14 protein-coding genes, 1 tRNA gene, 1 pseudogene and 1 riboswitch are annotated in these 12,233 nt (G+C 66.1%); of the genes and pseudogenes, 8 read left to right on the top strand and 8 right to left on the bottom strand.

The genetic code is table 11. The features are described from left to right. Positions 1–22: 22 nt before the first annotated feature. Positions 23–1,081 carry a LacI family DNA-binding transcriptional regulator gene (locus HZZ16_RS14830; RefSeq protein ID WP_197949173.1) on the bottom strand — a complete coding sequence of 353 codons (1,059 nt, stop codon included), beginning with the start codon at positions 1,079–1,081 and terminating at the stop codon, positions 23–25. A gap of 110 nt (positions 1,082–1,191) precedes the next feature. Between HZZ16_RS14830 and HZZ16_RS14825 the strand changes: the two genes are divergently transcribed. Next, the gene (locus HZZ16_RS14825; protein WP_311974138.1) at positions 1,192–1,719 is read left to right on the top strand and encodes a DUF1003 domain-containing protein; all 528 of its coding nucleotides are present in this window, start codon (positions 1,192–1,194) and stop codon (positions 1,717–1,719) included. Position 1,720: 1 nt separating this feature from the next. Here HZZ16_RS14825 and HZZ16_RS14820 read toward each other — a convergent pair whose 3' ends face one another. From HZZ16_RS14820 to HZZ16_RS14805, 4 genes are all read right to left on the bottom strand, one after another. Next, positions 1,721–2,194: a GNAT family N-acetyltransferase gene (locus HZZ16_RS14820; protein WP_197949171.1), complete on the bottom strand. Its 474-nt coding sequence runs from the start codon at positions 2,192–2,194 to the stop codon at positions 1,721–1,723. Positions 2,195–2,218: 24 nt separating this feature from the next. After that, positions 2,219–2,800, bottom strand: coding sequence for a helix-turn-helix domain-containing protein (locus tag HZZ16_RS14815; protein WP_197949170.1), 582 nt, complete (start codon positions 2,798–2,800; stop codon positions 2,219–2,221). A gap of 160 nt (positions 2,801–2,960) precedes the next feature. Further along, positions 2,961–3,170, bottom strand: coding sequence for a hypothetical protein (locus HZZ16_RS14810; RefSeq protein WP_197949169.1), 210 nt, complete (start codon positions 3,168–3,170; stop codon positions 2,961–2,963). Between the two features lie 43 nt (positions 3,171–3,213). After that, positions 3,214–3,287 (bottom strand) — tRNA-Gly (locus HZZ16_RS14805). 173 nt (positions 3,288–3,460) lie between these two features. Here HZZ16_RS14805 and HZZ16_RS14800 point away from each other — a divergent pair. From HZZ16_RS14800 to HZZ16_RS14775, 6 genes and pseudogenes are all read left to right on the top strand, one after another. After that, entirely contained in the window at positions 3,461–4,039 is a 579-nt protein-coding gene (locus tag HZZ16_RS14800; RefSeq protein WP_197949168.1) for a methylated-DNA--[protein]-cysteine S-methyltransferase, read from the top strand. Positions 4,040–4,049: 10 nt separating this feature from the next. Then, on the top strand, positions 4,050–4,889 hold the full coding sequence (locus HZZ16_RS14795) for a helix-turn-helix transcriptional regulator (RefSeq protein ID WP_197949167.1): 840 nt from the start codon (positions 4,050–4,052) through the stop codon (positions 4,887–4,889). A 106-nt stretch (positions 4,890–4,995) separates the two neighbouring features. After that, a complete protein-coding gene (locus HZZ16_RS14790; RefSeq protein WP_311974137.1) occupies positions 4,996–5,277 on the top strand; it encodes a hypothetical protein in 282 nt (93 codons plus the stop codon). A 101-nt stretch (positions 5,278–5,378) separates the two neighbouring features. After that, positions 5,379–5,738: a VOC family protein gene (locus HZZ16_RS14785; protein WP_197949166.1), complete on the top strand. Its 360-nt coding sequence runs from the start codon at positions 5,379–5,381 to the stop codon at positions 5,736–5,738. 145 nt (positions 5,739–5,883) lie between these two features. Beyond that, positions 5,884–6,285 (top strand): SRPBCC family protein, encoded by a 402-nt coding sequence (locus HZZ16_RS14780; protein ID WP_197949165.1) that lies wholly within the window; start codon positions 5,884–5,886, stop codon positions 6,283–6,285. 113 nt (positions 6,286–6,398) lie between these two features. Further along, positions 6,399–6,811, top strand: a pseudogene (locus tag HZZ16_RS14775) (hypothetical protein). Here HZZ16_RS14775 and HZZ16_RS14770 read toward each other — a convergent pair. The 3 genes from HZZ16_RS14770 to HZZ16_RS14760 form a co-directional block, all read right to left on the bottom strand. Continuing rightward, entirely contained in the window at positions 6,808–8,250 is a 1,443-nt protein-coding gene (locus tag HZZ16_RS14770) for an MATE family efflux transporter (RefSeq protein ID WP_197949164.1), read from the bottom strand. The pseudogene HZZ16_RS14775 and the gene HZZ16_RS14770 sit on opposite strands and share 4 nt — an antisense overlap. A gap of 166 nt (positions 8,251–8,416) precedes the next feature. Further along, positions 8,417–9,469, bottom strand: a complete 1,053-nt coding sequence (locus HZZ16_RS14765; protein WP_197949163.1) for a hypothetical protein — start codon at positions 9,467–9,469, stop codon at positions 8,417–8,419. A gap of 193 nt (positions 9,470–9,662) precedes the next feature. Beyond that, positions 9,663–10,799, bottom strand: a complete 1,137-nt coding sequence (locus HZZ16_RS14760) for a 2'-deoxycytidine 5'-triphosphate deaminase (protein WP_376707570.1) — start codon at positions 10,797–10,799, stop codon at positions 9,663–9,665. Between the two features lie 80 nt (positions 10,800–10,879). Then, positions 10,880–10,959: riboswitch (SAM riboswitch) on the top strand. Between the two features lie 75 nt (positions 10,960–11,034). On the opposite strand from HZZ16_RS14760, the gene HZZ16_RS14755 reads away from it, so the two are divergent. Then, positions 11,035–12,222 carry an O-succinylhomoserine sulfhydrylase gene (locus HZZ16_RS14755; protein WP_197949161.1) on the top strand — a complete coding sequence of 396 codons (1,188 nt, stop codon included), beginning with the start codon at positions 11,035–11,037 and terminating at the stop codon, positions 12,220–12,222. Positions 12,223–12,233: the final 11 nt, after the last annotated feature.

Below are 12,233 nucleotides of genomic sequence, written 5' to 3'. Positions count from 1 at the left end.
CTGTTGCCAAATCCACCTGCCGCTAGGGCAGATTGTCCCGCATCACGATGTCGATCCTGATCTTCTCCTGTTCGCTCAAGATCGGCTCGCCGCGGGCGAGCGCGAGCAACACGCGGACGGCCGCGCGCGCTTCATGTCCGGGGTTCTGCGAGATCGCGGCATCCATCACGCCCTGCAGCAGCAATCGGCGCGTCAGCGCGGTAACGTCGTGCCCGACGAACACCACCTGCTTGTCGCGCCCGGCCGCCCCCAACGCCTTGTCGTTCAGCGCTTTGGCGACGCCCTGCGTGCCGGCGCCGACGTTGTAGAGGCCGACGATGTCGGGATGCTTGCCGAGCAGCCGCGCCAGCAGTTGCTCCGAACGGTCGTCCTCGTCCCGCCCTTCCAGCACTGGCAGCACGCTGAGATCGGGGAATTCGGTCGCCATCACCTGGTTGAAGCCGAAGATGCGCTCGGCATGGTCGCGCAGCCCCTGCGAGCCCGCGACGATCGCGACCTTGCCGGACCTCTGGCCGACTAAGCGCCCGACCAGCGCGCCGGCGGTGCGGCCCGCAGCGATGTTGTCGATGCCGACATAATGGTGGCGGCGCGAGGACGGCACGTCCGAGACCAGCGTCACGACCTTGGTGCCGGCATCCACGAGGTCGTTGATGGCGGCGCGGACGCTCGGATGGTCCAGCGCCACCACAGCGACGCCGTCATAGTCGCCCGACAGCGCCTCGAGCGAGGCCGCGAGCGCGGCAGGTTCAAACACGTCGGTCGCGATCATCTCGACATTGAGGCGGCGGGCCGACAGCCAGGCCGCCATCTCGCCGAGATAGGCCTCGATCTGCTGCATGAACGGGTTCGGCCCCGACGGCATCACGAAGGCGAAGCGGCGGGCGCGGCCGCGCGCGAGCTCGGCGGCGGCCACATGCGGCTGGAACGAATTGCGCGCGATGGCGTCCTTGACGCGCCGGACCGTATCCGGGCGGACCCCCGGCCGGTTGTGCAGCACGCGATCGACCGTGGCGAGGCTGACACCGGCCTCGCGGGCGATGTCCTTCAGCGTCAGCACAGTCGGGCTCAGGGTCTCGGCCATGGCTGAAGGCTAGCAGAGGTGTTTTGAGGTACGCAACTCATTTAATGAGGGGGTCGGTCTTTTTGCGTCCTGGCCGAGGAACAGCTCCCCGAGCGGACCGTTGCCGGGGCGTGCCTAACGATATCACCCATGAGTCCGGCGAGGGGCTGAGCCCGACGCTCGAGCGCAACATCCAGGCGCTGGTCGCCCGGCGCCGCCGCGAGCAGCGCGCGGCAAGCGGCCAGGACAAGCTCGCGGACGCGATCACGGCCTTCACCGGCAGCATGATCTTCGTCTACCTGCACCTCGCCGTGTTCGGGTTCTGGATCATCGCCAACCTGCATTGGATTCCGGGGCTTCCTGCCTGGGACGAGAGCTTCGTCGTGCTGGCGATGATCGCCTCGGTGGAGGCGATCTTCCTCTCCACCTTCGTGCTGATCTCGCAGAACCGCATGACCGCGGCGGCCGACAAGCGCGCCGATCTCGATCTCCAGATCAGCCTGCTCGCCGAGCACGAGCTGACCAAGGTGGCCCGCCTGCTCACGCAGATCGCCGACCGGCTCGACGTCAAGCCGGACGCGGAGCGCGACCTGCAGGAAGCGGCCCGGGACATCGCCCCCGAGCGCGTGCTCGACAAGATCGAGGAGACGCGCTCCTGAGCTATCGCTGCGCCGGCGCCGACAGGTCGAGCATCAGGAACAGGCTGTTGGGATCCTCGACATAACCCTCGAACGGGCTACAGGCGACGAAACCGTGCGCCAGGTAGAGTGCGTGCGCCGGCTTGAAATAGTCCCACGAGCCGGTCTCGAGGCTGAGCCGCGTCAGGCCGCGCGCGCGGGCCTCCGTGATGATGTGGCGCAGCATCTGGCCGCCATAGCCGCGCCGGCGCGCGGTCTGCAGCGTGTGCATCGACTTGACCTCGCCGTGTTCAGCCGAAAGCGTCTTCAACGCACCGGTCGCGACCAGCGTCTCGCCGTCCCAGCCGGTCCAGAACGCGACCTCGGGTGCACGCAAGCCCGCGAGATCAAGCGCATGGGCGCTGCCCCGCGCCGTCTGCGCCCGCGCGGTCGTGACGTGGTGATCGAGCAGCGCGACGACGCGCGGATCGTAGGTGTCGCCGGTACGGATCTGCATCGTGCTCGTCTCCATGCCCTGCCCTCACATCTTGCCGTAGGACGCGCCGCGCCGCGTGATGATGACATAGCGCGCGTCTTGCCTGGTTTCGTTCTCGAAGATCACGGCGCGCATCACGTCGAAATCCAGGCAATCGCCCTCGCGCAGCCGCACCGCCTTGGCATCGATATGCACCGCGATCGCGCCCTCCAGCATCAGCAGCTGCTGGGTGAAGGCGTTGCGGCCCCAGGGGCTGTAAGAGACGCGCGCGCCGGCCGGAAGGTCGACCACGATGATCTCGATGCCGCTGGCCGCATCCGGGGGCGAGGCATGACGCCGGCGGTAGCCGCTGTCGGGGTCGCGCCAGAGCGGCTGGTCCGCCAGCCGCACCAGGCGCTCCGGCGGCTTCTCGGCGAGCGCGACGACATCGCTGAGCGTGACGTCGAGCGCCGCGCAGAGCTTGTTGAGCAGCGCCGCCGTCGCACTGCTCTGCGCCCGCTCCACCCGCCCGATCATGGCCCGGCTGACGCCGGAGCGGCCTGCGAGCTCATTCAACGTCATGCCCGCCTGCGTCCGCAGCGTCTTCAGGCGCCGGCCGATTGCACGGTCGAGTTTTTGTTGGTCCATGACCTCATCCCAATATTGCCCGGCGCAAGGACCGCATCCACAGGGCGAGAGCGAACTTAGGGCCGACGAGGCAGACGTGCCGAGAGCGAGAGGCTAACATATTAGAATCTTCGCCTGCGGTCGCGGCTCTTCCGGCGACCAAATGGCCTGAAGCTTACGCTCAATGTCGTGAGTTCTTGTCGCGAAGAAACTCTTCCATGTTCAGGCTCTCGCCCTTGCCTGCATCGAGCGAGCGGATGCCGCGGCCAATTTCGCACCGAATGGTGCTCAGCCTTTCGACATAGGACAGTAATTTCCGGCCGAGGTTTTCCTGATCGGCGACCGGCAGTCGGGAGATTGGCGCAATGGCTTGTTCGAGCTTCCCAACCATAGCTTCAGCCTACTATTTGGGATATCGGCCAGACCGAAAGCTTTGGAGCGGGCGAAGGGAATCGAACCCTCGTATGCAGCTTGGGAAGCTGCCGTTCTACCATTGAACTACGCCCGCGAGATGCGCGGTTCACGCCCTCCTGATTAGCCGAGACGGCGCGCCCCGCCAAGCGGTTTGGAGCGACCCGCCGGGCGGTTGTTAACGTCCTGATAAGATTCCAGGTGCGCCGGATTGTGGCGGTGTTATGATCGCCGCTCCGGGGAGAAACGTGCACTGAGTGGGGCGTGTGCATGGCGGGGCGGGCGTACGCGATATTCGACACGGCCATCGGCCGTTGCGGCATCATCTGGAGCGACACGGGTGTGGTCGCGGTGCAATTGCCGGAGGCGCGAGAGATCGACACCCGCCGCCGGATCTTCCAGGTCCATCCCGAGGCGCGGGAGCAACGCCCGTCCGAGAATGCCGAGCTTGCGATCGAGGGCATCACCGGCCTGCTGCAAGGCCACGATCCCGATTTCTCCGAGGTCAGCCTGGACGCCGGCGGGGTGCCCGGCTTCAACCGGCGCGTCTACGAGTACGCCTGCAGCATTCCCCGCGGGGAAACGCGCACCCATCTCGAGGTCGCCCGGGCGCTTGGCGCCTCCGGCGCGGTCTATTCCGTGGCGCAGGCGATTGCGAAAAATCCATTCATGCTGATCGTGCCCTGCCACCGGGTGCTGGAAACAGGCAATTACACCGACCGGCTCTCGCCCTATGGCGGCGTGATCTCCAAGCGGCGGCTGCTGGCGCTCGAAGGCGCCCATCCCATCGCCAGCAAGACATTGTTCGAGGTGCTGCTGCCGGTTGCCCCACCGAGACCCTCCACCTAGATAAGGCGGCATGCACGCCACCACGCTGCTGACGACGCCATCGATAAGTGTTTCCGAGTTTCGCTGCGATGCGGGACCGGACGACACGCCGTTCGCGGAATGCCGCACCGGCCATTCCATCGCCTATGTCCGCTCCGGCAGCTTCGGCTGCCATTGCCGCGCCGGCTTCTTCGAGCTGGTGGCGGGCTCGCTGCTGATCGGCGCCCCCGGCGAGGAATACACCTGCACGCATGAGCACGTGTCCGGTGACGTCTGTCTCGGCTTCTTCTTCAGCGAGGATTTGGTCGAAGCCCTCGGCGGGCGGCGCGAGATCTGGCAAATCGGCGCGACGCCGCCGCTGCCCGAGCTGATGGTGGTCGGCGAGCTGGCCCAGACGGCAGCAGATGGCAACAGCGATCTCGGCCTCGACGAGATCGGCCAGATCCTGGCCGGCCGTTTTGTCGACGCCGTCTCGGGCAAAGCGCGCAAGCCAGCCGCCCCCACCGCACGCGATCGCCGTCGTGCGGTGGAGGCGGCGCTGTGGATCGACGATAACTCGCATACCGAGCTCGACCTCGAGCAGGCAGCAAGGCAGGCGGGATTGAGCCCGTTCCATTTCCTGCGGCTGTTCTCGAGCGTGCTCGGCGTCACCCCGCATCAATATCTGGTGCGCTCGCGGCTGCGGCACGCCGCGCGCAGGCTTGCCGACGAGAACATCGCCGTCACCGACATCGCCTACGACGTCGGCTTCGGCGATCTCTCCAATTTCGTCCGCACCTTCCATCGCGCCGCCGGCGTCTCGCCGACCAAGTTCCGCCAAGCGTCGAGGGGGGAGCGCAAGATTCTCCAAGAGCAGCTTGCATTGAATTGACGAGGCAGCCGTGCGCTAAGCGTTCGTTGACCAGATGCGGCGGAATAGATCGCCGCCCACAGCGCAGTGCGCTAACGTTTGGTCGCAGCGCGCGGCGAGACGCAACGTGGAATGGATCCTCATCATTATCGGCTTCGGTGCCTTCGCCTACTACCGCATGAGACGTGCACATGAAAAAGCGGCCGAATATGCCGCAACCGGTATGGCGCGATCGCCGCTGTACTGGTCGACCGCGGCGCTCACCATGACGCTGCTCGGCCTCTCCCTGTACATGGCACATCTCGGGCACGACGGGCCGATCCCATGGCCCTATTGGCTGATCGTGGTCGTCCTGGTCATCGTCATCCTGCTGCTGCGCCGCGCCTTGAAATGGCGCTATCCGATCTAACAAGGTGGACCGCAAGATTCTCCAAGAGCAGCCTGCCCTCAATTCACTAGGCTCGTCTCCGACGCGTGCCATTCGCGGCACGCTTCTGCAAGGAGACGATCATGTACGACCACATCGGATTGCGCGTTGCCGATCTCGACGCCGCCACGCGCTTCTACACCGCGGTGCTGGCGCCGCTCGGCTATGTCCTGTGCTCGAGCGGCGACGGCTATGCCGGCTTCGGGCCGAAGGGCGAGCCGGCGCTGTGGCTGCACCTGAACAAGGGCCGGAAAGCCGACGGCGCGCATATCGCGTTTCGCGCCAAGAATCATGACGCGGTCAAGGCGTTTCACAGCGAGGGCCTCCGGCATGGCGGCCGCGACAATGGCGGCGCCGGGCCGCGGAAGGATTACAGCCCGACCTATTATGCAGCGTTCCTGATAGATCCTGACGGCAATAATGTCGAGGCGGTTTGTGTGTGAGCGCTAGCCACTCGCTCCGTCATTGCGAGGAGCTCTTGCGACGAAGCAATCCAGCCTGTGCCTGCGGATACAGTTCTGGATTGCTTCGCTTCGCTCGCAATGACGGTGCTTGTTGCAATGACCGAATACAATCAAGGACACCTCCATGGCCTCCATCCACAACGACATCTCCCTCCCCGCCTCCGCGCGCGACGTCTGGGACGCGGTGCGTGATTTCGGCGCGCTGCACGAACGGCTGGTGCCGGGCTTCGTCACCGCCTGCACGCTCGACGGCGACGCGCGCATCGTCACCTTCGCCAACGGCTCGGTGGCGCGCGAGGTGCTGGTCGATTGCGACGATGCGCGCCAGCGCCTGGTCTATGCCATCAGCAACGAGCGGCTGAGGCATTACAGCGCCTCGGTGCAGGTGATTTCCGAGGGCGAGGCGCGCTGTCGCCTCGTCTGGATCATCGACATGCTGCCGAACGAGCTCGCGCCTTACGTTCAGGGGCAAACCAAGGAGGCCGTGGCCGCCATGCACAAGGCGTTTCCGCCCGCGGCGGCCTGATCATTCACTGTGAGTTTTCTCACAGAAGCCCGTCCTCGCCGGCCGTAACCATGCCCGCGTGCGTCCGGTCGGCTCCGCTCTCCCGGCGGCGCCACGCACGCGAGGAGCATGCCATGAGAGGTGCGGACAAGGTGATCTGCCAGGCAGCGCGGTGCTGCTGCTGTTTTCGATCTCGAGCGTGCCGGCACAGGCGCAATTCCTCGGCGGTGGCGGCGCCGGCGGCGAGGACATGATGACCCAGATGGCGCCGATGCTGGAGATGATGAAGGCGAAGATGGGCAAGCGCCGCTTCGCCATGCTGATGCAGACCATGGGCCCGATGATGAGCCGCATGATGGAGAACGGCGGCGGGCTCGGCGGCTTGATGGGCGGCGGCACCATGCCGGTCGGGATCGGCGGCATGGGCGGCGGCGACATCATGGGCATGCTCGGCGGCACCGGCGGCAGCGACATGATGGCGATGATCCCGCAATTGATGCGGCTCGCCAATACCGGCGGCGGCCATCGCCGCCACAGGCGCCGCTAGTCGGCCGCCGAAAGCACTGGCTTGATCGCAGGCTTCGGCTCGCGCGGTCCCCAACGGGTCAGCATGACGCTGGAGCACGACAGCAGGCCGAGCACGACCATCGAGCTTGCGGCGAGCCAGAAGAAACTCTGCGCGCTGGCGCCGTGCCTCGATAGCCACCAGCCGACGCCAGCGATGTAGACCAGCCGCGCCGTCTGCGCCAGCACCGGGCCAATCACCTTCGCCGCGCCTTGCGAGGAGAAATACATCGTCGTTGCAAGGCCGAAGAAGGCGTAGAACGGTCCGACCGTCGAGAGATATTGATGGCTCGCCGCGCGCACGGCCACGCTGTCGGTGAACATGTTGACCCAGAGATCGGGGAAGATCGCAACGAGGCATGCCGGCGCGCCGACCGCCACGAAAGCGGCAACGCTTGCCGTCCAGGCGATGCGGCGGGCGCGCGCGACGTGGCCGGCGCCGATCGCCATCCCGACCATCGGCACGCAGGCGATGCCGAACGAGAACGCGATCGAGGTCAGCAGGAATTCGAGCCGCGCGCCGACGCCGTAGCCGGCGAGGATCGCGGTGCCGAACTGCGCCAGCATGTGGGTGAAGATCGAGATCGTCAGCACCGATTGCAGCGGCGAGAAGCAGGCGATGGCGCCGACCTTCAGGATGTCGAAGAACATCGCCCATTGGATGCGCAGGCCGCGCAGCTTCAGTGTGATCCGCGCGCGGCCGGAGAACAGGTACCAGCTCATGATGCCGATGTTCATGGTGTAGGCGATCAGCGCGCCGGCGGCGACGCCGCGCATGCCGAGCTGCGGCACTGGGCCGAGCCCGAGGCCGAGCGTGCCGCCGAGCACGATCTGCCAGGCCGCGGAGTTGAGGATCAGGAACGACGGCAGCTTCATGTTGCCGGTGCCGCGCAAGATGCCCGCCATGGTGTTGAGCAGCCAGGGCAGCACGGCGCCGCCGAAGAACACCTGGGTGTAGGCGATCGCATGCGTCAGCACATCGCCGCGGCCGCCGAGCATCTCGAGCAATCTCGGCCCGAAGATCAGCATGCCCAGCATGAAGACGAGGCCGAAGCTGATGCCGATCAGCATCGCGTGCACGGCCAATGCGCCGGCGCGCTCGCGGTTCCCGGCGCCGAGCGCACGCGCGATGGCCGAGGCCACCGCGCCGCCCATGGCGCCGCCGGACATCGTCATGGTCAAAATGATCGTCGGAAACACCAGCGCCATCGCCGCCAGCGCCTCGACGCCGAGCCGGCCGACATAGGACGTCTCGGCGATCACCACGCAGATGCCGGCCGACAGACCGATCACGTTCGGCCAGGCGAGCGAGAGCAGCGTGCGCAGGATCGGCCCATCCGTCAGCGCGCTTCTAATCGGCGGCGGAGGCGGCGGCAGCGGGCGCTCTTGCTCATCGACCGGAATTTCGGCGATGTCGGACATGTCCTCTCCCGGGCGCGGGCGCCGTTTGCGGCGCGGCAATCACTTGGTGTGCCAATAACTTCGTTCGCGCGAAAGGCGCGGCTGAGGCTTGTTAGCACGGCGCGCTCCGATTCTGCCTGCGCCTGATGCAGGCGTGCCCTGCGGCAGCGCATTTCAAGCGGTGGAATTACCCAATCGTCCAGACCAGCGGCGGGCGGCCGCCTGGAGCGGTGCGCATCTGCACGCCGATGTGCCGGCCGCAACCTGCAGCGAGGCCTTCGAACAATCCTTCCAGCACCCTGGCGCAGGCGCGGTGATAGTCGGCGACGTCGTCCATCAGCTTCCAGCTCTGCTGGCGGATCTCGAACGCGCCTTCGGATGGCGTCGTTTCGGTCGCATCATCCTGCGCGGCGAGCAGCGCGTTCAGGAATGATGCGAACTCTCGCGCGCCGCCGCGGGTCGTCGACAGCGTCGCGGCGATCTCGTCGAAGAATTGCATGCCGATCAATTTGCCGGTGATGTGCAGGAGATAGCCGGCGTCTTCGACGCCGAACAGTTGCACCATCACGGGCGCGGCGGTGCGCACATATTCCATCGCATAGTTGCGATAGGCTTTTTCCAGCCGTGGTTTCGGCCAGCTTGCAACCGGTAACGCCGGCGCGGTCGCCGCGTCGAACATCGGCGCCTCCAGATGTCGTGCGAACACCAGACGCTGGTCGAGCTCGAGTGGGTGGTCGTATTGATGGTAATAGCCTTCGAGCCCGTCCTGGCCGTCGACGCTCTGCTTGGTGCAGACGAAGCCGAGCCTGAGATCGCCGAGCGTAACGCCGTTGTTGGCGTGCCAGCCGCGCAGCATGGCGCGGGAGACTTCGCCCGGAACGCCGCAGATCGCCGGCCCCTTCCAGATCCAGCGCGGCGGCGGATAACGGATCCAGGCCTTGGTGTCGCTCTCGTACATGTACTCGACATGCACGCCGCCGATCCAGTTGGAGAGATAGTGGTATTGCGCGGCCGCGACCGCCGGCGGCAGATGGTCGATCCCGAGCTTCTTCAGCCCGGGCAGGAAACGCTCCTGCTGCTGGCGCCGGAACACGCGAAAGACGAATTCGGCCGCATCCGCCGTGCCGCGGCGCGTGACGACGGTGAGGATCAGCCCGGTGAAATAGGCATGATAGAGATCGGCGACCGCGCGCCAGCGCTTCCATTGCGCTTCCTGCGCGAGGTCTGGTGCGGCGGTCATGTTCGCTCCCGGCGTGTTGTTTTGCGGGAGTGTGTCATCGCGGATGGGACGGCGCAACCGGACGCGATCTCGGTGTCATCGCCCGCGAAGGCGGCGATCCAGTACTCCGAGACGGTCATGCTTGAATCGAGAGGCCGCGGCGTACTGGATTCCCCACCTTCGCGGGGAATGACAGCGGTGGGTGAGGTTAGCACTACACCCTGAAATGCTTGCTGAGCTTGAGCCCTTGCGCCTGGTAATTCGAACCGATGCGCTGGCCGTACATCGCGTCGGGGCGCGCCAGCATCTTCTCGTAGACGAGCCGGCCGACGATCTGGCCGTGCTCGAGGATGAACGGCACCTCGCGCGAACGCACTTCCAGCACGGCGCGCGATCCTGCCCCGCCGGCCCCGGCATAGCCGAAGCCGGGATCGAAGAAGCCGGCATAATGCACGCGGAATTCGCCGACCAGGGGATCGAACGGCACCATCTCCGCGGCGAAGTCGGGCGGCACCTGCACCGCTTCCTTGGAGGCGAGGATGTAGAACTCGCCGGGGTCGAGGATCAGGCTGCCGTCGGGACGCGCCGAGATCGGCTCCCAGAAATCCTCCACCGCGTAGCCGGCGCGGCGATCGACATCGACGACACCGGTGTGGCGCTTGGCGCGGTAGCCGACGAAGCCGCCTCCCTTCTCGCCCGAGAGATCGACAGAGACGGCGACACCGCCGGAGAGATCGGCATCGTCGATGTCGACGAGACGCTCGCTGGCGTGCAGCGCATCGAGCTCGTCGGCATTGAGGATGGCATCGCCGGTGCGGAAGCGCACCTGGCTGAGGCGCGAGCCCTCGCGCACCAGCACCGGAAACGTCTTCGGGCTGATCTCCGCATAGAGCGGGCCGTGATAGCCGGCGCCGATCATGTCGAAGCGACGGGTGCCGTCGGCGATCACGCGGGTGAAGACGTCGAGCCGGCCGGTCGAGCTCTTCGGATTGGCGGCAGCGACGATCTCCGGCGGCAGCGCCAAGCTCTCGAGCAGCGGCACGATGTAGACGCAGTTGGTCTCCAGCACAGCGCCGTCGGCGAGGCTGAACTCGTGCAGCTTCAACTCGTCGATGCGCTCGGCCACGGTGGCACCGGGACCGGGGAGGAAGCTGGCGCGGACGCGATAGGCGATGTCGCCAAGGCGCAGATCGAGGCTCGCCGGCTGGATCTGGCTCTCGACGAAGTCGTAAGCGGGCAGGATGAGACCCTCTTCCGCCATCGCCGCGATCATGCGGTCGGGCAGGATACCATTGGCGTCGGCGGCGACCGTGAACGTCAACCGGGGATCCTCATCAGGCGTCAAACGCATCCGGACATGCCGGAAATACAGGTCTTTTACGGCTATCCGATGGACGCCTTGACGGAAAGGGCATTGCGGAATATGAGCATCACTTATCCCGTGGTGATTTGAGCCGGCCGGCTTGCAGCCACGTTAAATAACTCGCTAAACAGGCCGGGGACCTCTGTGATCCCGGCCCGTGGAGATATCCAGGCCGGTTTTTTTGTGACCGTTTTGCCTCGACGGTCATGTCGGAGAGGGTCCTATGTCGAAGTCGTCTGCTGCCTACCGCCCCGAAACCCGCCTGGTCCATTCCGGCACCCTGCGCTCGCAATATGGCGAGACCTCGGAGGCGCTGTTCCTGACGCAAGGCTACGTCTACGCCAGCGCGGAGGAGTGCGAGGCGCGGTTCAAGGGCGAGGATCCCGGCTTCATCTATTCGCGCTATTCCAACCCGACGATTGCGATGTTCGAGCGCCGCATGATCGAACTCGAAGGCGCCGAGGCCGCGCGCTCAGCGGCAACCGGCATGGCGGCGGTGACGACCGCGATCCTGGCGCCGCTCAAGGCCGGCGATCACGTGGTCGCCTCCCGCGCGCTGTTCGGCTCCTGCCTCTACGTCATCCAGGACCTGTTGCCGCGCTATGGCATCGAAGCCACGCTGGTCGACGGGCTCGATCTCGACCAGTGGCAGCGTGCGCTGAAGCCCAACACCAAGACGTTCTTCCTGGAGAGCCCGACCAACCCGACGCTGGACGTGCTCGATATCCCCTCGATCGCCGAGATCGCGCACAAGGGCGGCGCGCGGCTCGTCGTCGACAACGTGTTTGCGACCCCGATCTGGCAGAGCCCGCTCGCGCTCGGCGCCGACGTCGTCGTCTACTCAGCAACCAAGCACATCGACGGCCAGGGCCGCTGTCTCGGCGGCATCATCCTGTCCTCAGAAGCCTTCATCGCCGAGCACATCCACAATTTCATGCGCCAGACCGGCCCGTCGATCTCGCCGTTCAATGCCTGGGTCCTGCTCAAGGGCCTGGAGACGCTGGGCGTGCGCGTGCGCGCGCAGACCGACACGGCCGCGCGCATCGCCGAGGTGCTGGCACGCCATCCCAAGATCTCGCGGCTGGTCTATCCCGGCCGCGCCGATCATCCGCAGGCGGCGCTGGTGAAGAAGCAGATGCGCGGCGGCTCGACGCTGGTCGGCTTCGAGGTGAAGGGCGGCAAGGCGGCGGCGTTCCGTGTGCTCAACGAATTGAAGCTTGCCAAGATCTCGAACAATCTCGGCGACGCCAAGAGCCTCGTCACGCATCCGGCGACCACGACGCATCAGCGCCTCAAGCCGGAAGACCGCGCCGCGCTCGGCATCAGCGAGGGATTCATCCGCTTCTCGGCGGGGCTCGAACATGCCGACGACCTGATCGAGGATCTGACGGCCGCGCTGGAAAAGGCGTGACGAAGCGAGGT

The sequence above is a fragment of the Bradyrhizobium glycinis genome (genome assembly GCF_016031655.1).
In the GTDB taxonomy this organism is placed as follows: domain Bacteria; phylum Pseudomonadota; class Alphaproteobacteria; order Rhizobiales; family Xanthobacteraceae; genus Bradyrhizobium; species Bradyrhizobium glycinis.
Note: the sequence above shows the minus strand (reverse complement) of the source record. Positions and strands in the feature narration are given on the sequence as shown.